This window comes from Tessaracoccus rhinocerotis (assembly GCF_007197885.1).
Classification (GTDB): Bacteria; Actinomycetota; Actinomycetes; order Propionibacteriales; family Propionibacteriaceae; genus Arachnia; species Arachnia rhinocerotis.
Window position 1 is genome coordinate 231,307 of sequence record NZ_VKKG01000005.1, and the last position, 21,346, is coordinate 252,652.

Here is a 21,346-nt window from a genome sequence, read left to right on the forward strand (position 1 = left end):
GCCCTAGGCCAGCCTCTCCATGATCAGTTCGCGGACCCGGGCGGCGTCCGCGGAGCCCCGCATGGCCTTCATGACCTGGCCGATGAGTGCGCCGGCGGCCTGGTGCTTGCCGTCGCGGATCTTGTCGGCCACGTCGGGGTTCGCGGCGATCACGTCGTCGACCGCAGCGGCCAGCGCACCGTCGTCGGAGACCACCTCGAGCCCACGGGAGGCCACCACCTCCGCAGGGTCGCCCTCGCCCGCGAGCACGCCGTCGAAGACCTGACGGGCGAGCTTGTCGGTCAGCTTGCCCTCGTCGACCATGCGTTGCACCTCGGCCACCTGGGCCGGGGTGATGGTGAGCTCGTCGACGCCGATGCCCGCCTCGTTGGACCGACGGGCGAGTTCGGTGCCCCACCACTTGCGAGCGGCCTGCGGCGAGGCGCCCGCCGCGACGGTGTCTTCCACCAGGCCCAGCGCCCCGAGGTTGACCAGCGTCGTCATGGCGATCTCGTCGAAGCCCCACTCGCTGGCCAGGCGCCTGCGGCGCTCCGCCGGCGGCTCGGGCAGGGTGGCGCGCAGCTCCTCGACCCACTGCGCCGAGGGCGCCACGGGCACGAGGTCCGGCTCCGCGAAGTAGCGGTAGTCGTCGGCGTCGGACTTGGGTCGGCCGGAGCGGGTGGTGCCGGTCGCCTCGTCGAAGTGACGGGTCTCCTGCACGACGCTGCCCCCACCAGCGAGGACGGCGGCCTGCCGCCGCATCTCGAAAGTGACGGCACGCTCGACGGAGCGCAGGGAGTTCACGTTCTTGGTCTCGGTACGGGTGCCGAGCGTCGTCGAGCCGATGGGTGCCAGGGAGAGGTTCGCGTCACAGCGCAGTGATCCCTGCTCCATCCGGACGTCCGAGACGTCGAGGGCGCGCATCATCTCGCGCAGGTGGGCGACGTAGGCGCGGGCCACGGCGGGTGCCTTGGCGCCGGCGCCGAGCACCGGGCGGCTGACGATCTCGATGAGCGGCGTGCCGGCGCGGTTGTAGTCGATCAGGGAGTACTCGGCTCCGTGGATGCGGCCGCTGCTGCCGGCGTGGGTGAGCTTGCCGGCGTCCTCCTCCATGTGCGCGCGCTCGATCTCGACGCGGAACGTCTCCCCCTCGACGTCGATCTCCACCCAGCCGTCGTGCGCGATCGGCTCGTCGTACTGGGACGTCTGGAAGTTCTTCGTCATGTCCGGGTAGAAGTAGTTCTTCCGGGCGAACCGGCCCCAGGGCGCGATCTGGCAGTTGAGGGCCAGACCGATCCGGATGGCGCTCTCGACCGCCTTGCGGTTCACGACGGGCAGCGCCCCCGGCAGCCCGAGGCAGACCGGGCAGGTGTTGGAGTTCGGCTCGTCGCCGAATGCCGTGGAACAGCCGCAGAACATCTTTGACGCCGTGTTGAGCTCGACGTGGACCTCCAGTCCCAGCGCCGGCTCGTAGCTCTCGAGCACCTCGTCGAAGTCCAGGATCTCGTCGTTCATCGGGCCACCACCTTCGTTCCGGCCAGTGGGACCATCCGGTCCAGGATTGGGCCGTCCCACTGCTTTTCGAGCGTCGCCTCGAGGAAACCGCCCACCCGGTACAGACGGTCGTCTGCCATCGGGGGCGCGATCACCTGGATGCCCACCGGCAGGCCGTCGGAGGACAGCCCCACGGGGAACGACGCGGAGGCGTTGCCCGCGAGGTTGGACGGGATCGTGCACAGGTCCGCCTTGTACATCGACATCGGGTCGCTCATGCGCTCGCCGATGCGGAACGCGACGGTGGGCGTGGTGGGCGAGACCAGCACGTCGCACTGCGCGAACGCGGCCTCGAAGTCCCGTGCCACGAGCGTGCGCACCTTCTGGGCGGACCCGTAGTACTGGTCCTGGTAGCCGCTGGAGAGCGCGTAGGTCCCGATGATGAGTCGACGCTTCGCCTCGCGTCCGAACCCCTCGCCGCGGGTCATCGACATGACCTCCTCGACGCCGCGGGTGCCGTCGTCGCCGACCCGCAGTCCGTAGCGCATGGCATCGAAGCGGGCGAGGTTGCTGGACAGCTCAGAGGGCATGATCAGGTAGTAGGCACTCAGCGCGTACAGGAAGTTCGGGCAGGAGACCTCGACGACCTCCGCACCGGCTCCGCGCAGCAACTCGACTGCCTCGTGGAACCGGGCCTCGACGTCGGCCTCGAAGCCCTCGCCGCCGAACTCCTTCACGACGCCGACGCGCATGCCGGCCACGTCACCGCGGCGTGCGGCCTCGGACAGGGCGGGCAGCGGCTGGGCGATCGAGGTGGAGTCGTGCGGGTCGTGGCCGCCCATCACCTCGTGCAGCAGGGCCGCGTCGAGGGTGGTGCGGGTCACCGGGCCGGGCTGGTCCAGGCTGGAGGCCATGGCGACCACTCCGTACCGCGAGACCCCGCCGTAGGTGGGCTTGACGCCGACGGTGCCGGTCACCGAGCCGGGCTGGCGGATGGAGCCACCGGTGTCGGAGCCCACGGCCAGCGGGGCCATGAAGGCGGCCACCGCTGCGGAGGAACCGCCGCCGGATCCGCCCGGGATCCGGTCGGTGTCCCAGGGGTTGCGCGTGGGCCCGAAGGCGGAGGTCTCGGTGGACGAGCCCATCGCGAACTCGTCCATGTTGGTCTTGCCGAGGATCACCAGACCCGCGGCCCGCAGCCGAGTCACCACGGTGGCGTCGTAGGGCGGCACCCAGTCCTCGAGCATCCGGGAGCCGCAGGTCGTGGGCTGGCCCAGGGTGCAGAAGTTGTCCTTGACGGCGATCGGGACCCCGGCCAGCGGCCCGAGTTCGGCTCCGGAGGCGCGTGCGGCGTCGATGGAGCGCGCGGTCTCCATCGCACCGTCGGCGTCGACGTGCAGGAACGCGTTGAGGGTGGGGTTGAGCGCCTCGATCTGGTCCAGGTGAAGTTGGGTCAGTTCAGCGGCGCCGACCTCGCCGGAGGTCAGCAGGGCGCCCAGTTCGTGGGCGGGGCGGGTCAACAGGTGTGCGTCGCTCATCAGTCCTCGCTCAGGATCTGGGGGACACGGAAGCGTCCCTCCTCGACTGCAGGCGCCCCGGAGAGCGCCTCGGCCGGCGTGAGGGACCGTCGCACGACGTCCTCCCGGGTGACGTTGACCAGTGGCATGGCGTGCGTCATCAGCGGCACGTCCGGGCCTGCCACTTCGGCCACCTGGTGGACTGAGGTCAGGATCACGTCCAGCTCGGGGGCAAGCTCCGCGCACTCCTGCTCCGTGAGCTGGATGCGCGCGAGACCTGCGAGCCGGGCGACCTCCTCTGGGGTCAACGCCACGGTCGATCTCCTTAGCAAGGTTGGGTCCGCCCATCCTAGGGCTCCCGGGCATCCTCAGGGAAAGCGGCTCAGCGTGCGGCCTTGCTGAGCCCGCGCAGGATCGGCTCGTAGTGCTTGGTCACGGCGGCCCGGTAGGCCTCCGCGTCGCCCGCCTCCGCCGCTCGCAGGATGTCCCCGTGCGCCTCGGCCGTGACATTGATGTCTTCGGGCGTCGGGATCTCGAGCTGGGGCTTCACCGCTGTGTGCACGTCCCAGAAGGCCGCCACCAGTTGCGCCGCCATCTCCAGGCCGGTCTCGCGCAGCAGGCGGGTGTGGAACTCCCTGTCCGCGGCCTCGAAGTCCTCCTCGACCGCGGCGCGGCGGGCCATCTCGTCCACGAGTTCGTGGAGCCGGTCGTCGCGCCTGCCTGCGAAGTGGGCCACGACGCGGTTCGCGAACGCTTGGTCCATACCCACCCGCACGTCCACCACCTCGCGCAGTGCCCGGAAGTCGTCGCCGGGGCTGATGACGGACCGAAATGCGAGCGTCTCGACGAGGGGCTGCAGGGTCATGGCGCCCACGAAGGTGCCCCGGCCGTGCTGCACGTCGACGATCTCGAGCGTGGTGAGCGTCCTGATGGCCTCGCGCACGGACGAGCGCGAGACGTTCAACCGCTCGCACAGTTCCGACTCGCTCGGCAGGGCGTCGCCCGGGTGGAGCCCGTTGGACAGTATGAGCGCCTTGATCTGCTTGGCGGCGGTACTTGCCAGGGAACTACCATTCCTGACGACCGCACGCTGGCCATTTGCGGCCATCACACCTCCATGTGTATCGATTGGGTCACGTTCACGCAGGATAGGACGTCCATCCCTTGCACAGTTACTCAACCCTAGTGCATACCTGACATCAGTCATCAGACATCTGATCATCAGGGGAGATCCAAGGATGAACCTCCCGACCGAAGCCAGCGCACTTTCGCGTCGCTCTTTCGTCAAGCTGCTCGGTGCCACAACGTCCGCCGCCGGCCTCACGGCAACCCTGGCCGCGTGCGGCACCCCTGAGCAGGACCCGACCGCGGGCGCCACCCGTTACCTTCTAGGTAGCCCCGATGGTCGGGGTTCTGGTCACCAGGCCCGGCATGACTTACTGCCCCTGTCATAGATGATCCGGGGGGTGTTGTCACCGGGTTCTGGTGGCGTGGGTTGATCGCTGATAGGGACACGGCCCGCTGCATCGACAGCGTGGTCTCTTCGTAACGTGGGTGCCGACGATCTTCGCCCGACTTGGTGACCAGAATTAGGTCCTAAGGAGGACTGTCATGGACCAAGACCGGTTCGACGTATTCGTCGGCCTCGATGTAGGCAAGGAACACCACCATGCCACCGCGCTCAACAGCGCCGGGAGACGTCTGCATGACAAGGCCCTGCCCCAAGACGAGGCTGCCCTGCGCGAGGTGTTCGACAAGCTCACCGTCCATGGGTCGGTGTTGGTGATCGTGGACCAGCCCGCCACGATCGGGGCACTGCCTGTGACCGTCGCTCGAGCGATGGGTATCGAGGTCGCCTATCTGCCCGGGCTGGCGATGCGCCGCATCGCTGATCTCCACCCGGGCAACGCGAAAACCGACGCCCGTGAGGCGTTCATCATCGCTGAGGCCGGCCGCACCATGCCCCACGCGCTGCGACGCGTCGGCGGCGGCGATGACCTCATCGCCGACTTGGCTGTGATCGTTGGGTTCGACGACGAGCTGGCCAGCGAAGTCAACCGCGTCTCGAACCGGATCCGCGGCATGCTCACCCAGATCCATCCCGCCCTCGAACGCGCCATCGGCGCCAACATCGGCCACCCCGCGGTCCTCGCCCTGTTGGCAAAGTTCGCCGGCCCGACAGGCCTCGCTGCCGCGGGCAGGCGACGCCTGACCACCACGACGAAACCGTTGGCGCCCCGAATGCACACCCGGCTCGTCGACGCGATCATCAAAGCCCTGACCGAGCAGACCGTAGTTGTTCCTGGCACCCGCGCCGCCGAGCTGGTGTTGCCCCAACTGGCTGCCCAACTCCAAGGACTCCTGGCCCAACGCGCTGCAGCCGCGAAACAGGTTGAGGAGGCCCTCGATGCCCACCCTCTTTCCCAGCTCCTGATGTCAATGCCCGGAGTCGGCATCAGGACCGCAGCCAGACTCCTCCTCGACGTCGGTGACGCCACAGCATTCCCCACCGCAGGACACCTGGCCGCCTACGCCGGCCTGGCCCCTGTCACCCGCAGATCTGGCAGCAGCATCCGAGGCGAACACCCCTCACGAGCAGGGAACAAACACCTCAAACGGGCCCTATTCCTCTCCGCTTTCGCAGCCCTCCACGACCCCGACTCCCGCGCCTACTACGACCGGAAACGCGCCGCTGGGAAGAAACACAACGCCGCGATCATCTGCCTAGCCCGACGACGCGTCGATGTCCTCCACGCCATGCTCCGCAACGGGACCTACTACCAACCAAGACCTGCCGTCGCGGCTTGACAGACACCATAGGGACACCCCCCCTTTGCCGGGGAAGAACCTTCGGAGGTTCACCCGTTTCGTACGCGGGAGGGAGACGGTTCGAATCCGGTCCCCGGCTCCAACACCACACCCACACACATGAAAGGAGGCCTTTGATGGCTGACACGAGACAACCAGAGACGCTGTGCCTGGGATGCTTCACGCTGCGCGCCAACTCCGGCGACTGCGCCTGCATCGGATAACAGCCGACGGGATGTAGCTCAACCAGGTCAGAGCAGCTGCCTGATACGCAGCAGATTCCGGTTCAAATCCGGCCATCCCGACGCAGCCGAGCAGGGAAGTAGTGACCCGGACGGGTCGTTCTCGGAGAGGTAGCTTCCCGCCCGTGCAGGACCATCCCGGGGTTAGCGTCCCAGGAAGGACGGGACCAGTCGGCGACGGCTGGAAGCGGCACAGCCGGCACGTGCCCCGGCGACGGACACAACACCAACACGACGCATTCACTGCAGCGGCTGCGGGCACGCTACCCCCGGCGCTGCTGTGCGATGCGTCACGGTGCCCCTTGTGTGGTCCCGGCGTCCCGGATGTGCCGCATCCTGCAACACCCAGCCTGAGTCCGTGGCCTCGAGTGCCGAACACCCACACGTCGAACCCAGAATGGAGGGGTGGAACGGACATGTCCACGAACCGCACGAAGCAGCGCCCGCACCGGCACATCGCCGCAGAGCAGGTAGCCGACCACACCCGGACCACGTTCGTCATCGGCCTCGACTACGACGTGAAGCATGAGATCGGGTGGCAGGACGCCACGATCGGTCTCCTCGACGGCACGTACACCGAGTTCAAGGTCCACCCCACCAAACGGATCCGTTCCGCTGGCGGGATCGACATCGCCTGGCCGGTCATCGTCCGCCTGAACTACTGGGTCGACATCCCGTTCAGGCGCGCCCCCGACCTTGCAACGAAGGTGGCACGGTTGGACGTTCTCCGCCGTGACGGCTGGACTTGCTGCTTCTGCGGCGGGTTCGGAAACACCGTCGACCACCTCCTGCCCGCATCCCGCGGAGGCGGATGGACGTGGGGGAACCTGGTTGCCGCGTGCAGCAGCTGCAACGGGACGAAGGCTGACCGGACCCCCCCCCCCGAGGCGGGCATGAAGCTGCTGTGGGACCCCAGGGTGTCCACCAGCGAGTACGCCGGCGTCCAGGCCGAAGTGTGGCGGATCCTGCAAGACGGGTGATTGAAGGGGCGCGCCTCGGCGCCGAGCAGACGTGCACGGTTCGACGCCGAGGTGGCGGCGTAGATCGACAAGGGGCGGTTTGTTGGTATCCCCACGCAACCCCCATCCGAAGGTGCACACTGCGTCTAGTCGGGCTGGTCACAATGACACCGACGGAGAGAGGGTCAATGATGATCTCGAGACGGCAGCTCTTGGTTGCTGCAGGCTTGGCTGGTGCAGGAACGATGCTAGGCGGCCACAACGCGCCGGCTCGCCCTTCACTGTGAGGGAACTGATCTCTGGGCCAAAGTCGCAGCTGGAGCTATGGGAGCTGTCCCGCTCAGGCTACGTGCTGGTCGACGCGGCGTCCCAAGCCATGATCGAGTACTCCGACGATGCAACGAGCCCGCTCCGAGGGTTTGAAGGGCAGGACGCGACATACCTCGGCCCAGGCGAGTACGTCGTTGCTATGCCCAACGGACAGGCAATGAATGCGCTCAACGGCGCACCCCGCGAGGAACTGAGTGTGAATCGAATCGGTGAGGTCACCGACCAGATTGGCGCACTGGCAGCCACCGCGGACGTCTACTCGCTACAAAATCGTTCGCGTGTGGGCATCACCGCTGTGCCGCCCCCGGTCGGAACGAACGTCCAGTTCCGGATCCCCTCCTACGGCTACATCACCGGCTGCACAGTCCTCCACAACACTGCCGCCGAGGGACGCTGCGGATGGGTGGCAGCGACGATTGTCATGCGTTACTGGCACGCCCGTTCCGGCAAGGTCTTGATCCCGGCAGCGCACCGTACGGGTACGAACATCAAGGCTGTCTCCGGGGCCGACTTCGCTGACCTGATCCGGAACGGGCGCTCAATGGCGTCCTGGGGGCTGCCGGTCGCAGATGGCATCGGCTACCACGCGTTGACACGTCAGAAGGTTGCTTCGCAGGCTTGGTACAACTGGGCGAGCACGAATGTGAACTCAGCACTGAACGCAGGACGTCCAGTCATCCTCTTCGGGAGCCTGCCGGACGCCTACGTCAACGGTAAGTCCATCCCCCACGCCGTCGTCGCCTACGGCAAATCGAAGGATGGGCACAACATCGTTCACTACACCTACGCGGGTAAGCAGGCCGTCGTCCTGAACTCGGGGGTCGTCGCCAGCAATACCCATTTCATGCTGAGGTGATGGCTGTGAAGAAACTGCTCGCAGTCGCCGGTCTCGTTGTCACTGCTGCCGCTGTCGTGATCATGTTCCTGCCCACGTATGCGACGACGTGGAGCGTTGAGGGCGGCAACAAGATCACGAACGGTCCCTGGTACGACTTCCTGCTCATCGCCTACTTCAACGTCGTGCCGATCATCTGCATGGCTGGCGGGTTTGTCATGGCTGCAGGGCTGGTGGTGGGGCTCGTCCGTGGACGCGTCCGGGGCTGGGTGGCGGTGCCCGGGGTCGTTGCGGCCACGCTGCTCGCGTTGTTCGGCTACGACTCGAACAGCGCCTGGTTCGTCACCGAGGCGGGTGTGTGGGTCGCTCCGCTACTGGCTGTGGCCGCGTTGGCGGCGACGGCATCGTGGTGGGTCGGCAAACGGGCGACCGTGTGAACTTCGCCCCGCGGCTTTGTCGTCTGTGCCGCACACGTCACCTCCGAACGAGTCGTCGACGCGAAGGTGGAGGGGCAGCAGATGCAGTACGAGGACGCGCTGCGGGTGTGGGGTGCTGGCCGGTTGACGGCCGCGCGGCTCGAGCGGGACACCTACATCAACGACTTGACGCGCCGCTACGGCGGCTACGGGCCTGCGAAGGAGACGGTCTCGCCGGTTCAGTTCGACCCGGCTACCGTCGAGGTGAAGTTCATCTACGACGAGGGGATTCGGTGCTGCACCACCCCCGACCCGCTGTGCTACTGCTCGCAGGCGACAGAACCGGTCGCTGAGGTGTCCATCAGCGGCGTCAGCAAGAACGGTGACCGGTCGTACGCGACGATCCAGGCCCGCGAGTTCGACTTCGCCCGTGCCCTGACGCTCGAGCCGGACGTGATCATCGCCGACGAACCCACGTCCGCTCTGGACGTGTCCGTCCGCGCCCAGGTGCTGAACCTCCTGATGGACCTCAAGGAGCGCCTGGGCCTCGGCCTGGTTTTCATCTCCCACGACATCAACACGGTCCGCTTCATCTCGGACCGGATCGCCGTCATGTACTTCGGCAAGGTCGTCGAACTCGCCCCGACGGACGAGATCTTCAACTCCCCCAAGGATCCCTACACCAAGAAACTGCTGTCCGCAGTTCCGTCGCTACTCCAGGAGCAGAACGCATGAACGCCCCACCTTCCAGGGCATCTACCCGCCCGTCGTGACCCCCCTCCACGAGGACGGGAGCATCGACTTCGACTCACTGGGCAACGTCGTGGACCACCTCATCGACGGTGGGATGCACGGGTTGTTCGTCCTCGGCTCCACTGGCGAGGTGGCATACCTCACCGACGAGCAGCGGGTGCAGGTGATCACCCGGATCGCCGAGCGCGCCGCCGGCCGCGTGCCGCTCCTGGTCGGCTGCATGGACATGACGGCGGCCCGCGTGGTCGAGCAGGGCCGACGCGCCGTCGCCGCCGGTGCCGACGGCATCGTCGTGACCGCCCCGTTCTACGCGCTCAACAACGGCCCGGAGATCGCCGACCACTTCCGCCTCGTCGCTGCGGGTGTCGACGTCCCGGTGTTCGCCTACGACGTCCCGGTCCGACTGGGCGGCGTGAAACTCGCACCGGAGATGCTCGTGCAGCTGGGCACCGAGGGCGTCATCGCTGGAGTGAAGGACTCCTCCGGCGACGACGTCGGCTACCGCCGTCTGGTGGCCCAGAACAAGGCCGCAGGATCACCGCTGAAGCTGTTCACCGGCCACGAGATGGTCAACGACGCCGTCGTGCTGATGGGATGTGACGGCATGGTCCCCGGCTTCGCGAACGTGGACCCGGTCTCGTACCGACGCCTCTGGGACGCCGCGACGAGCGGGGACTGGGCCACCGCGGTCTCGCTCCAGGAGCAGATCAACTCCGAGTTCGAGATCGTCTTCAAGCCCCGCGGCCGCGGCGGCGACGCCACCGGTCTCGGTGCTTTCAAGACCGCCATGCACCTGCTCGGCCTCATCAGCTCACCCCGACAGCCGCAGCCGCTCCCGGCCATGCCCGCCGAGGACGTCGCTGCCGTGCGCGAGGTGCTGGTCGGGACGGGGCTGCTGAAGTGAGCGTCGACCTCGCCTCCCTCAAGGGACGTCTCGTGGTCTCCTGCCAGGCCTATCCCGGCGAGGCGATGCGGGACCCGCGCACCATGGCACAGGTGGCGCAGGCCGCCGTGGTCGGCGGTGCGGCCGCCATCCGGGTGCAGGGCATCGACGACATCCGCGAGACCGCCAAGGTGCTCGACGTTCCCTTGATCGGCCTCTGGAAGGACGGCACGACCGGCGTCTACATCACGCCCACGCTGCGGCATGCACTGGCGTGCGCAGAGGCAGGGGCCGACATCGTCGCGATCGACGCCACCAGCCGCCCCCGGCCCGACGGCTCCACCTTCGCCCAGATCGTCGCCGGCCTGAAGGCCGAGTACCCGGACGTGCTCGTGATGGCCGACTGCGGCTCCCTCGAGGACTGTGTGCGGGCCGAGGCCGAGGGTGCGGACATCATCGGCACGACCCTGGCCGGCTACTCGGGTGACCGGGAGAAGACCGTGGGTCCGGACCTGGAGCTGGCCCGAGAGGTGATCGCTGCCTGCAGCCGACCCGTCGTGGTCGAGGGACGCGTCCACACCGTCGAACAGGCTGCCGCCGTGATGGCGCTGGGAGCCCACTCGGTGTGCGTCGGCACCGCGATCACGCACCCGTCAACCATCACGGGCTGGTTCGCCGCTGCGGTCGAGGGCAGCGCGCTCCGCTGAGGAGACCGACTCGCGCACCGCCGCCGGCCGCGGCCGCGGCTGGTCCACCAGCGCGGCGGAGACCGTCCGTACGAACAGCAGCAGCCACACGAACACGAGTGCGACGGCGACGATCTCGAATGCCGTGACGTTGAGGTAGTCGATGCCGTTGCGCAGGTAGACGAACGTCACGGTCAGGACAATGGTCACGACGGTGACGCCGATGAAACCACCCGGCAAGCGTCGGAACAGGATCGGCACCGCCACCAGGGTCGCGGCGAAGACGTACATCAGGGAATAGGTGAAGAAGTTGTGGCCGAAGCGGGAGAAGGTCACCGGAAAGCTCCCGATCCCCGCGAGGCACAGCCCCATCGCGATCAGCGACAACCGGATGGCCCCGACCTTCCAGCGACGCTCCCCCACCCGCTCCGCCCAGGTCCTCAGGTCATGCGTGAGGAAGTCTGCCAGCGTGATCAGGACGACGCCCGTGAGGATGAGGGTGAAGTTGAACACGATCCCGGATGCGTCGAGGGTGGCCCCGAGCGCGGAGAAGTGAACCTGCCACCACAACTCGTTCGACGCGTTGAGCGCGCTCGCGAGCGCACCCACGACGAGGAACACAGCGACCAGCTGCGAGAGCGACTCGGTGGTGAGGGCCGTGGCGCTGGCCGCCGTGGCGTAGGCGGAGATGCCGCAGACCACTCCCACCATGAACGCACCCACCCAGTTGTCGAGCAGGACCCCGCGGAAGGCCTCGTTGAACACGGAGAACAGCCCGACGGTGACCAGGGTGGCGAGCGCGCCGTGCACCAGCGCGAGACCCAGGATGCTGTACACCTGTCGGAACTTGGGCAACTGGCGCAGCCAGGGACGCACCCTTGCCATGACGAAGTTCATGGCGAATCCGAAGGCGAGGGCGGACACGGGCAGCGCCGTCGCGGCGGCCACCTCGCCGACGGAACCGCGGCCGAACAGTCGGGACTCGGGGCCCAGCACGAAGATGCCGACGAGGCCTCCGATGAGCATGCCGATCCCACCCAGGAGGAGGCTGAGGTTCTCGCGCCTCGAGTCACGCGCGACGGGCAGGGTCATGGGCCCATTCTTTCAACGTCGCGGCGGGACGCAAGCCGGGGCCCGGTGCAGCGGGGCTCACCCGAGCGCGGCCGCCATGGCCTGCGGCTGGGTGAGCATCAGGTAGAACATGCGCGCCAGGAAGAACACACCGACGGCGAGTGCGACCGCGATGACGGGCACGAGGACGCGCTGCCATTTCTTCCAGCGCGTGCCGGGCACCTGTTCGGGGCCCCACTCACCCACCTTCGGCTGGGCCCGCATGGGGCTGGAGCCGTTCAGGTTCAGGTCGGAGAAGACGCGCACGCGTCCATCCTAGCGAGCCACGGACCGGAGTCCTTCGACTCAGATTCCCCGTTCGGCCCACACCAGGCCGTCGAGGCGACGCAGTGCACGCAACTCGGTGGCACTACGAACCTGTCGTGTCTGGCGCAGCTGCGCCTCGGTTGTTCCCAGTTCCGCGAGGATCGCCTCGCGGGCGGCGTCGACGTCGTCGAGCGTCGTGATCGTCAGTTGCGCGGGGCGGGCCTTCGCGCGGGTACGGGTGGTGATGTTGAGCATTTCGTCCCTCCGATCATCTCGATGTACCCAGCGTCTCACCCGCCTCCCGGGCCCCTGCAGGCACCCCCCTGTTAACGGGCGAGCTGCTCCTCGAGGAGGGGTGCCGCGGCGCGCAGGGCCTCCAGTTGGGGCACCACGTCGCGCAGTTGGAGGCCAGCCAGACCGCAGCCGGTGCCGAGCACGAGGCGGTGCGTCAGTGACTCGGGATCGAGTTCGAGGGGTCGCAGGATCCGCAGCGCCTCGGTGACCAGGGCGTCCGCGCCCTGCACCTCGGACCTGGTCGTGTCCACCACTCCTGCCACCAGTTGGTGGCCGGCCTCCAGCCACTCTCCCAGCCGGTCCAGCGCTGCGGTGGAGGTGAACAGGCGGGTGTCGATGGCGGCGCCGGCGAATCCGGCGGCCCCGGCCGTCGGCAGCCAGTCACCGGGAGCGCAGCAGTGCAGGAGGGCGCCGTCGGCAAGGGGCCGCAGCGCGGCTGCCAGTTCGGGCCCGTCGACGGCGCGGTGCCGGGAGAACCCGCTGGCGGTGGGCAGGGAACCGTCTGCCACGGCGACGAGCAACGGCTCGTCCAGCTGCAGCAGGACGGTGGCGGCCGGGACACGGCGGCGCAGTTCCGCCAAGAGGTCACCGGTCCCCTCAGCTAGGGCCTCGGCCAGTTCCCGCCGGGCGCCGTGGTCGGCCAGCAGCCGGTCGCCGCGGGGCCGCTCCACGCTGCCCGCGAGGGTCCACGGGCCGGCCACCCCCACCTTGAGGACCCCGTCAAAGCCCTGGAGGAGTTCCTCCGTATCGTCGAGGTCGTTGCGCCACTGCGCGGCGGCGCGGCGGTGTTCGGGGCTGGAACCGGGAACCAGTCGCCAACCGGCAGGCTGGAGGTCGAAGCCGAGCCCGTCCACCAGTCCCAGTGCGCGGCCCACCATGCCCGAGGAGGATCCGCGAGCGGGTAGCTCGGGCAGGGGCAGGATCTCGGGCAGCACCTCGGCAATCGCAGAGAGAGCGCCGCGGAAGTCGTCACCCGGCAGGGACCCGGCCGCGGTGACCCGCATCAGTGCGATTCCGCAAGCGTCGCCGAACCGACGACGCGGTCGCCGTCGAAGACGACCACGCTCTGGCCGGGCGCGATTCCAGTGGCGGGCTCGTCGAGTTCCACGACGAGTTCCCCGGCCTGCAATGAGATGGTGGCATCCACCGGGGTGCCGTGGGCGCGGTACTGGGCCTGGCCGCGCCAGGGTCCCTCGACGGGGTGCTGGGTCCAGGTGGGGCGGATGCCGCGCAGGATGGACACTGCGAGTTGTTCGCGGGAGCCGACGACGACGGTGTTGTTCACCGGTTCGATCTTGAGCACGTAGCGGGGGTTGCCGTCGGGTGCGGGGATCTTGAGGTCCAGACCCTTGCGCTGCCCGACGGTGAAGTTGTGGCTGCCGTGGTGGATGCCGAGCTTCACGCCGTCGGCGTCGACGATGTCGCCCTCGTCGGTGCCGAGGTAGCGCGACAGGAAGCCCTGTGTGTCGCCGTCGGGGATGAAACAGATGTCGTGGGAGTCGGGCTTCTTCGCCACCGAGAGCCCGAGCCTGGCCGCCTCCTCGCGGACCTGCGTCTTGGGCGTGTCGGCGAGCGGGAACAGCGAGTGGCGCAGCTGGGTCTGGTTCAGCACGCCGAGCACGTAGGACTGGTCCTTGTCCGGGTCGACGGCCCGGTGGAGTTCCACCTCGGAACCGTTGTCCACCACGCGGGCGTAGTGACCGGTGGCGACGGCGTCGAAGCCGAGGGCGATGCCGCGGTCCAGGACGGCGGCGAACTTGATCTTCTCGTTGCAGCGCAGGCAGGGATTGGGGGTGCGGCCGGCCCGGTACTCGGCGACGAAGTCGTCCACCACCTGCTCCTGGAACTCCTCGGCGAAGTCCCACACGTAGAACGGGATGTCTAGCACGTCGGCGGCGCGGCGGGCGTCGTGGGAGTCCTCGATGGAGCAGCAGCCGCGGGCGCCGGTGCGGTAGCTCTGCGGGTTCTTCGACAGGGCCAGGTGCACACCGGTCACCTCGTGGCCCTGGGCCACCATCCGGGCGGCGGCGACGGCGGAGTCGACTCCCCCGGACATTGCAGCAAGAACACGCATGGGCGCCAGTCTACGCGGACGGGTTCGCGGCCCTCGCACGTGCGACGGAGCCGGGCAGCACCTCGGCCAGGCGGTCGACGTCGGCCCCCGTGCTGGTGTGGCCCAGGGAGAATCGCAGGGTGGCGGCGGCCTCGTCGGCACTGCGGCCCATGGCGAGCAGCACCTCGCTGGGCTGGTGCACGCCGGCACGGCAGGCGGAGCCCACGGAGGCGTAGACGCCGCGCTGGTCCAGCAGGAACAGCAGGTCGTCGGCCCGCAGCCCGGGGAAGGTGACGTTCACGATGTGGGGTGCGTGCTCCGCGCGGATGGTGTTGACCGCTCCCCCACAGCCGGAGACCAGGTCCACCACGCGCTGCTGCAGGCCGCGCAGCCGGAGCGTCTCGGCCTCCAACTCGGCCACGGCCTGCTCGGCGGCGGCCGCGAAAGAGGCGGCCAGTGCCACCATCCCGGTGCCCGAGCGGACCTCGCGCTCCTGCCCGCCACCGAGCCCGATGGCGCCGGGCCTGACCGAACGCCGCACGGCCAGGGCGCCGACGCCGACGGGGCCGCCCACCTTGTGGGCCGAGACCGACATCAGGTCGAAGCCGCCGTCGCGGAAGCTGAGGGGCACGTGCCCCAGTGCCTGGACCGCGTCGGTGTGGAACCAGGCACCGACGGCCCGCGCCGCGCGTCGGATGGGCTCCAGCGGCTGGACGATGCCGGTCTCGTTGTTGACTGCCATCACGGAGACCACTCCGACGTCACCGTCGACGAGGGCCACGGCGCGCTCGACGTCGACCGCACCGTCGTGTGTGACGGGCAGGGTCTCGGCGCCCCGCTCGGTCATCCCGAGCACGGCGGGGTGCTCGATCGCGGACACCAGACAGCGGCTCCTCCCAGCGGCCTCCTGGGCGCGCATGCCGCCCACGACGGCGATGCTGTCGGCCTCGGAGCCGCCGGAGGTGAAGACCACCTCTGTGGGGTGCGCCCCGACGGCGGCGGCCAACTGCTCCCGGGCCTCCTCCAGGGCGCGCCGGGCGCGTTGCCCCGCGACGTGGAGCGCCGATGGGTTGCCGACGATGGAAAGGTGCCGGTTGAGCGCCTCGATCGCCACCTGCCGCATCGGCGAGGTGGCGGCGTGGTCGAGGTAGGTGTTCGCTGCGCTCACGACGGCAAACGTAGCGCGCCGCGCGGTAACACGACAGGATCGGCGATGTCCGGCACAATGGACTGGCCCATGACTCGTGGGCCGACCACGATGGATACAGGACTGTACTGAATGACTGATGGGGTTCCGGACACCGGCCGGCTGGGCGCGCGCGTCACCGGCGGGGGCGTGCGTTTCGGGTTGTGGGCGCCGCGTGCCGAACGCGTCGAGCTGGTGCTCGTGTCCGCGTCGTGGGAACAGTCGAACGTGGAGATGTCGTCAAGTCCCGACGGGATCTGGGAGGTGTTCGTGCCGGGCGTCGGGGACCAGCAGCTGTACGGCTACCGCGTCCACGGACCCTGGGATCCCGGCGCGGGCAGCCGGTTCAACCCCGCCCGCCTGCTCGTGGACCCCTATGCCCGTGCCATCACCGGGGGCATCGACGACTCGGGGCCGATCCACGACCACGTCTCCGGCGACCACTTCGAACTGGACCCCACCGACTCGTTCGGCTCGGTCCCGCTGTCAGTGGTGGTGGCCGACACCCCGCCGCCATCGCCCCTGCGCACCCGGCGCAGCCTCGCGGAGTCCGTCATCTACGAGATGCACCTGCGCGGCTTCACCAAGACCCACCCCTCCGTCCCGGAGCACCTGCGCGGCAACTACGCCGGGCTCGCGTACCCGAGCGTGGTGTCCTACCTGAAGGACCTCGGGGTGACAGCAGTCCAACTGCTGCCGGTGCACCACTTCGTCTCGGAGCCGTTCGTCGCCCAGCGCGGCCTGCGCAACTACTGGGGCTACAACACCCTCGGTTTCTTCGCCCCGCACGCGTTCTACGCGACGCTCGGCACCACGGGCCACCAGGTGCACGAGTTCAAGGCCATGGTCAGCGCGCTGCACGAGGCCGACATCGAGGTCATCCTCGACGTCGTCTACAACCACACCGCGGAGGGCGGGCACGAGGGCCCGACGGTCTCCATGCGCGGCATCGACCACCACCAGTACTACCGCCTCACCAACGACCGCCGCGACGACTACGACGTCACCGGCTGCGGCAACTCGGTCAACACGGCCAACCCGATGGTCGCGCAGCTGGTGCTGGACTCGCTGCGGTACTGGGTGCAGGAGATGGGCGTCGACGGGTTCCGCTTCGACCTCGCCACCACCCTGTTCCGCGACGGCAACCACCACGTGGACCAGAACCATCCCCTGAAGCGGGCGATCAACTCCGACCCGGCGTTCGAGGGCATCAAGATGATCGCCGAGCCGTGGGACGTCGGACCCTACGGCTACCAGGTGGGCAAGTTCGGACCGGGCTGGTCCGAGTGGAACGACCGCTTCCGTGACCACGCGCGGGACTTCTGGCGCGGCGCGGCACCCGGGGTGCAGGAGCTGGCCACGCGGCTGTCCGGCTCGCCGGACCTGTACGACCGACCGGGCCAGCGCCCGCAGTCGAGCATCAACTTCATCACCGCCCACGACGGCTTCACGATGCGCGACCTCGTCAGCTACGACGTCAAGCACAACCTGTACAACGGCGAGGCCAACCGCGACGGCACGGACAACAACCGCTCATGGAACCACGGCTGGGAGGGCGAGACCGATGACGAGGCCATCAACGCCCTGCGGCGCCGGCAGGTCCTGAACCTGCAGGCCACCCAGATCCTGGCCGCCGGCACGCCCATGCTGATGGCGGGCGACGAGTTCGGCCGCACCCAGCGCGGCAACAACAACGCCTACTGCCATGACAACCCGCTCACCTGGGTGAACTGGAACGTCGACGACGAGTGGGAGCGCGTCCGGGAGCGCACGGCCGCGCTGCTGGCGCTGCGCGAGGCGCATCCGCTGCTGCGCAGCGACGAGTACCTCTACCACCAGGAGGTCATCAACGCCCACGGCGAGAACCTGCAGCGCGTGGACCTGACGTGGATGGACGGCGAGCACGGCCAGATGGGCGAGGACGACTGGCACGACGGCAGCCGACGCCTGCTGGGGATGTACGCGTCCAACTCCTCCGAGGCCTTCCTCACCTGGTTCCACTCGGGCGCCGACCCGGTAGAGATCAACCTGCCCAGCCTGCCCTGGGCCGGTGGCTACTCCATCGCCTGGCACTCGGTGCTCGACGCCGAGCTCTCCGAAGGGCCACTGGGCTCCGGTGACACCTTCACTCTGCCGGGGCGCTGCGTGGTGGTGATGCGTGCCGACGTGCCCGCCACCAGCGCGGACCTGCTGGAGTTGCGGGAGCTCGAGCCGCTCGACACCGAGCACACCGCCCAGATCTTCGAGTGAGCACGGGCGGTCGGCACCGCCGCTAGGCTGGCACCGTGAGCGAAACAGCCCCAGCACGTGCCCACCTGACCCGTACCGAGGGCGGCTTCGGCCGTATCCCGGTCACCGGGGTGCAGCCGGTCATCGCCGACGGCGCCTACCCAGCCAAGGCGGTGGTGCACGAACGCATCCTGATCCGGGCCAACGTGTTCAGGGAGGGCCACGACGCCGTGAACGCGTCGGCCATCCTCACCGCACCGCACGGTTCGCAGCGCCGCGTTGACCTCAAACAGGTCGAGCCGATGGGCCTCGACATCTGGCAGGCACACGTCCGGATGGCCTCCGAGGGAGACTGGACGTTCCGCGTGGAGGGCTGGTCCGACCCGTGGGGCACCTGGCTGCACAACGCCGAGGCGAAACTGCCGCTGGGGATGGACCTCGAACTGGTCTGCATGGAGGGCCGGGAGGTGGTCGGTCGCGCCATCGACAACGCCCACAAGCTCGGCGTGCACAGCGCCGCGGCAATCCTGGAGGCGCTGGTGGAGGTGCTGCACCCGGAGACCCCGGCCGAGGAACTGGTGGAACTCATCGAGTCCCGGCCGGTTGCCCGTGCGATGGCCCGCTTCGGCCCCAGGGACCTCGTGAGCGCCACCAAGGAGTACCCGATCAGGGTGGAGCGCCGACGCGCGCTGTACTCGTCGTGGTACGAGTTCTTCCCCCGCTCGCAGTACGCGCAGCAGCACGAGGACGGCTCCTGGACCTCCGGCACGTTCGACTCGTCCCACGCCCGGCTCGACGCGGCCGCCGCCATGGGGTTCCACGTCGTCTACCTGCCGCCCATCCACCCCATCGGCAGGGCGTTCCGAAAGGGTCGCAACAATACGCTGACGCCGTCCGAGGACGATCCCGGCTCGCCCTGGGCGATCGGCTCCGAGGCGGGTGGCCACGACGCCATCCACCCGGACCTCGGGGACTTCGAGTCGTTCGACCGCTTCGTGTCGAAGGCCAACTCGCTGGGCCTCGAGGTGGCACTGGACCTCGCGCTGCAGGCCTCACCGGACCACCCCTGGGTCAAGGAGCACCCGGAGTGGTTCACCACACGGCTCGACGGCACCATCGCCTACGCGGAGAACCCGCCGAAGAAGTACCAGGACATCTACCCGATCAACTTCGACAACGACCCGCACGGCATCTACCACGAGGTGCTGCGGATCGTCAGGTTCTGGATCGACCGCGGCGTGACGATCTTCCGGGTGGACAACCCGCACACCAAGCCCGTGGAGTTCTGGGACTGGCTGCTGGAGGAGGTCCACCACTCGAACCCGGAGGTCATCTTCCTGGCCGAGGCCTTCACCCGCCCACAGATGATGAGCGCGCTGGGCAAGGTCGGCTTCCAGCAGTCCTACACCTACTTCACGTGGCGCGTGACCAAGGGTGAGCTCACCGAGTACCTGACGGAGCTGTCCACCTCGATGGCGGACCACTACCGCCCGAACTTCTTCGTCAACACCCCGGACATCAACCCGTTCCACCTGCAGTCGGGAAACCCGGCCATCTTCGCGATCCGGGCCATCCTCGCGGCCACCATGTCGCCCACGTGGGGTGTGTACTCGGGCTTCGAACTGTTCGAGCACCAGCCCAATGCCCGCGGTCGCGAGGAGTACATGGACTCCGAGAAGTACGAGTACCGCCCGCGCGACTACGACGCCCAGCCGAACCTGAACCTGCTGATGGGCCGCCTGAACGAGATCCGCGAGGACCACCCGGCGCTGCAGCAGCTGCGCGACGTCGACTTCCACGAGACCAACCACGACCAGGTGATCGCCTACTCCAAGCACGACGGCCAGGACGTGGTGCTGATGGTGGTCTCCCTCGACCCCGACAACACGGTGGAAACCGTCCTCGACCTGGACCTCGAGGCCCTCGGCGCCGGCGCCTCCGCCGAGGTGCGCGTGGTGGACGAGCTGACCGGCGAGGAGTACTTCTGGGGGCGGCAGCCCTACGTCCGGCTCCACCCCTCCGGCCCGGCCCACATCCTCCACGTCACGGGCGTGTGAGCACCGTGCCCGCCGCCGAGGAACTTCTGGCCGCCGTCTGGGGGCTCGCGCAGGACGCCCGCTGGTTCTCGGGACGATCCCGGGGCGGGCAGCCGGTCGGGCTCGAGCTCGACGACTGGCTCGTCGGCCCCTCGCCCGGCCCGGGGCTGCGCACCGCGACGCTGGAGGTCGGCTATCCGGACGCCGCAGCCGAGCGCTACCTCGTACCACTGGTGTACCGCCCGCTGGGCACCGAGGTGGCCCCGACGCTGGCGGAGGCCACCGTCGACGGGGTCCGGTACTGCGTCGGGGAACTCCTCGACGACCCGGGGGCCGCGTCCCTGCTGCTGCAGTTGCTGGCCGACGGCGCCCCCGGCTTCCACCCCGCCCGTGAGGTCCCGACCGGGCTGCCCGGGCGTCGCTACTCCGGCGAGCAGTCCAACACCACCGTCTTCTTCGGGCGCGAAGTGCTGTGCAAGGTGTTCCGACGGCTCGAGGAGGGTCGGAACCCGGACGCGGAACTGCACGAGGCACTGGCGGACACCGGCACGGTCGCGGGTCTGTACGGCACGTGGCGCGACGGCGAGGTGGACCACGCGATCTTCCTCGAGACGCTTCCCAATCCGCTCGACGGGTACGTGCTGGCCTGCCAGTACGCCGCCGCCGGGCACAGCTTCACCGACTACGCGCGCAGGCTCGGCGAGGCGTTGGCGACCATCCACGCGGCGCTGGCGCAACGACTGCCCACCTCGACCGCCTCGGGGACCGACTTCGCGACGGCCGCACGGGTGCGTTTCGACGCCGCCGCGCGGGAGGTGCCGCAACTCGCCGACCTCCGCGGCCTCGTCGAGTCCACCCTGGCAGCGGTCGGACACGACGACTTCCCCACCCAGCGCATCCACGGCGACTGCCACCTGGGGCAGGTGCTGCTCACCGACGACCAGTGGCGCTACGTGGACTTCGAGGGCGAGCCGCTGAAGTCCATCGAGGAGCGTCGGCGCCCCGACACCGCCTGGCGCGACGTCGCGGGGATGCTGCGCTCGTTCGACTACGCGGCGGCGAGCACCGGGATGGACTCGGGTACCTGGCTGCAGGAGGTCCGGCTGGCGTTCCTCGACGGCTACGGTGCGCGGGACGTCGACCAGCGGCTGCTGCGCGCGCTCGAGGTCGACAAGGCGGTCTACGAGGTCGTCTACGAGTCCCGCAACCGGCCCACGTGGCTGCATGTACCGCTAGATTTTCTGGAATCACTCGCGAGGGAGAACTGAC

20 protein-coding genes and 2 tRNA genes are annotated in these 21,346 nt (G+C 68.7%); 12 read left to right on the forward strand and 10 right to left on the reverse strand.

The window, feature by feature from the left end; all coding sequences use genetic code 11:
* Nucleotides 1-3 precede the first annotated feature (3 nt).
* The 4 genes from gatB to FOJ82_RS12820 all read right to left on the reverse strand — a co-directional run bounded on the left by gatB (nucleotide 4) and on the right by FOJ82_RS12820 (nucleotide 4,098).
* Entirely contained in the window at nucleotides 4-1,494 is a 1,491-nt protein-coding gene (gatB, locus tag FOJ82_RS12805) for an Asp-tRNA(Asn)/Glu-tRNA(Gln) amidotransferase subunit GatB (protein ID WP_143938874.1), read from the reverse strand.
* On the reverse strand, nucleotides 1,491-3,011 hold the full coding sequence (gene gatA / locus FOJ82_RS12810; protein ID WP_143938875.1) for an Asp-tRNA(Asn)/Glu-tRNA(Gln) amidotransferase subunit GatA: 1,521 nt from the start codon (nucleotides 3,009-3,011) through the stop codon (nucleotides 1,491-1,493). Before gatA ends, gatB begins: the two co-directional genes overlap by 4 nt.
* Nucleotides 3,011-3,304 carry an Asp-tRNA(Asn)/Glu-tRNA(Gln) amidotransferase subunit GatC gene (gene gatC / locus FOJ82_RS12815; protein ID WP_143938876.1) on the reverse strand — a complete coding sequence of 98 codons (294 nt, stop codon included), beginning with the start codon at nucleotides 3,302-3,304 and terminating at the stop codon, nucleotides 3,011-3,013. The genes gatA and gatC overlap by 1 nt, the downstream gene beginning before the upstream one ends.
* A 68-nt stretch (nucleotides 3,305-3,372) precedes the next feature.
* Nucleotides 3,373-4,098 (reverse strand): FadR/GntR family transcriptional regulator, encoded by a 726-nt coding sequence (locus FOJ82_RS12820; protein WP_143938877.1) that lies wholly within the window; start codon nucleotides 4,096-4,098, stop codon nucleotides 3,373-3,375.
* Nucleotides 4,099-4,601: 503 nt separating this feature from the next.
* Between FOJ82_RS12820 and FOJ82_RS12825 the strand changes: the two genes are divergently transcribed.
* From FOJ82_RS12825 to FOJ82_RS12865, 9 genes are all read left to right on the forward strand, one after another.
* Nucleotides 4,602-5,798, forward strand: a complete 1,197-nt coding sequence (locus FOJ82_RS12825; protein WP_143938878.1) for an IS110 family RNA-guided transposase — start codon at nucleotides 4,602-4,604, stop codon at nucleotides 5,796-5,798.
* Between the two features lie 27 nt (nucleotides 5,799-5,825).
* Nucleotides 5,826-5,901, forward strand: a tRNA-Thr gene (locus FOJ82_RS12830).
* 128 nt (nucleotides 5,902-6,029) lie between these two features.
* Nucleotides 6,030-6,103, forward strand: a tRNA-Ile gene (locus tag FOJ82_RS12835).
* Between the two features lie 353 nt (nucleotides 6,104-6,456).
* Nucleotides 6,457-7,020, forward strand: coding sequence for an HNH endonuclease (locus FOJ82_RS12840; protein ID WP_143938879.1), 564 nt, complete (start codon nucleotides 6,457-6,459; stop codon nucleotides 7,018-7,020).
* Nucleotides 7,021-7,282: 262 nt separating this feature from the next.
* On the forward strand, nucleotides 7,283-8,185 hold the full coding sequence (locus tag FOJ82_RS12845; protein WP_143938880.1) for a hypothetical protein: 903 nt from the start codon (nucleotides 7,283-7,285) through the stop codon (nucleotides 8,183-8,185).
* A complete protein-coding gene (locus FOJ82_RS12850) occupies nucleotides 8,185-8,601 on the forward strand; it encodes a hypothetical protein (protein ID WP_143938881.1) in 417 nt (138 codons plus the stop codon). Before FOJ82_RS12845 ends, FOJ82_RS12850 begins: the two co-directional genes overlap by 1 nt.
* A gap of 81 nt (nucleotides 8,602-8,682) precedes the next feature.
* Nucleotides 8,683-9,315 (forward strand): ABC transporter ATP-binding protein, encoded by a 633-nt coding sequence (locus FOJ82_RS16910; protein WP_221933155.1) that lies wholly within the window; start codon nucleotides 8,683-8,685, stop codon nucleotides 9,313-9,315.
* A 19-nt stretch (nucleotides 9,316-9,334) separates the two neighbouring features.
* Nucleotides 9,335-10,237, forward strand: a complete 903-nt coding sequence (locus FOJ82_RS12860) for a dihydrodipicolinate synthase family protein (protein ID WP_281279954.1) — start codon at nucleotides 9,335-9,337, stop codon at nucleotides 10,235-10,237.
* Nucleotides 10,234-10,923: an N-acetylmannosamine-6-phosphate 2-epimerase gene (locus tag FOJ82_RS12865; protein ID WP_143938883.1), complete on the forward strand. Its 690-nt coding sequence runs from the start codon at nucleotides 10,234-10,236 to the stop codon at nucleotides 10,921-10,923. Before FOJ82_RS12860 ends, FOJ82_RS12865 begins: the two co-directional genes overlap by 4 nt.
* Here FOJ82_RS12865 and FOJ82_RS12870 read toward each other — a convergent pair.
* From FOJ82_RS12870 to FOJ82_RS12895, 6 genes are all read right to left on the reverse strand, one after another.
* The gene (locus tag FOJ82_RS12870) at nucleotides 10,870-11,994 is read right to left on the reverse strand and encodes a DUF998 domain-containing protein (protein ID WP_143938884.1); all 1,125 of its coding nucleotides are present in this window, start codon (nucleotides 11,992-11,994) and stop codon (nucleotides 10,870-10,872) included. The two genes, FOJ82_RS12865 and FOJ82_RS12870, sit on opposite strands and share 54 nt — an antisense overlap.
* Before the next feature lie 57 nt (nucleotides 11,995-12,051).
* Nucleotides 12,052-12,279, reverse strand: coding sequence for a hypothetical protein (locus FOJ82_RS12875; RefSeq protein ID WP_143938885.1), 228 nt, complete (start codon nucleotides 12,277-12,279; stop codon nucleotides 12,052-12,054).
* A 39-nt stretch (nucleotides 12,280-12,318) separates the two neighbouring features.
* Complete coding sequence (locus FOJ82_RS12880; protein ID WP_143938886.1) at nucleotides 12,319-12,534, reverse strand: hypothetical protein; 216 nt, start codon at nucleotides 12,532-12,534, stop codon at nucleotides 12,319-12,321.
* 71 nt (nucleotides 12,535-12,605) lie between these two features.
* Nucleotides 12,606-13,577, reverse strand: a complete 972-nt coding sequence (locus tag FOJ82_RS12885) for a uroporphyrinogen decarboxylase/cobalamine-independent methonine synthase family protein (RefSeq protein ID WP_143938887.1) — start codon at nucleotides 13,575-13,577, stop codon at nucleotides 12,606-12,608.
* Nucleotides 13,577-14,647, reverse strand: coding sequence for a tRNA 2-thiouridine(34) synthase MnmA (mnmA, locus tag FOJ82_RS12890; protein ID WP_143938888.1), 1,071 nt, complete (start codon nucleotides 14,645-14,647; stop codon nucleotides 13,577-13,579). The genes FOJ82_RS12885 and mnmA overlap by 1 nt, the downstream gene beginning before the upstream one ends.
* 10 nt (nucleotides 14,648-14,657) lie before the next feature.
* Complete coding sequence (locus FOJ82_RS12895; RefSeq protein WP_246099878.1) at nucleotides 14,658-15,794, reverse strand: cysteine desulfurase family protein; 1,137 nt, start codon at nucleotides 15,792-15,794, stop codon at nucleotides 14,658-14,660.
* A gap of 111 nt (nucleotides 15,795-15,905) precedes the next feature.
* On the opposite strand from FOJ82_RS12895, the gene glgX reads away from it, so the two are divergent.
* Genes glgX through FOJ82_RS12910 form a run of 3 tightly spaced genes read left to right on the forward strand, consistent with a single transcriptional unit; the run spans nucleotide 15,906 to nucleotide 21,345 of the window.
* Nucleotides 15,906-18,062, forward strand: a complete 2,157-nt coding sequence (glgX, locus tag FOJ82_RS12900; protein ID WP_143938889.1) for a glycogen debranching protein GlgX — start codon at nucleotides 15,906-15,908, stop codon at nucleotides 18,060-18,062.
* A 35-nt stretch (nucleotides 18,063-18,097) separates the two neighbouring features.
* A complete protein-coding gene (locus FOJ82_RS12905; RefSeq protein WP_143938890.1) occupies nucleotides 18,098-20,098 on the forward strand; it encodes an alpha-1,4-glucan--maltose-1-phosphate maltosyltransferase in 2,001 nt (666 codons plus the stop codon).
* Nucleotides 20,095-21,345, forward strand: coding sequence for a phosphotransferase (locus FOJ82_RS12910; protein WP_185975786.1), 1,251 nt, complete (start codon nucleotides 20,095-20,097; stop codon nucleotides 21,343-21,345). The genes FOJ82_RS12905 and FOJ82_RS12910 overlap by 4 nt, the downstream gene beginning before the upstream one ends.
* The last annotated feature ends 1 nt before the right edge of the window (nucleotide 21,346 follow it).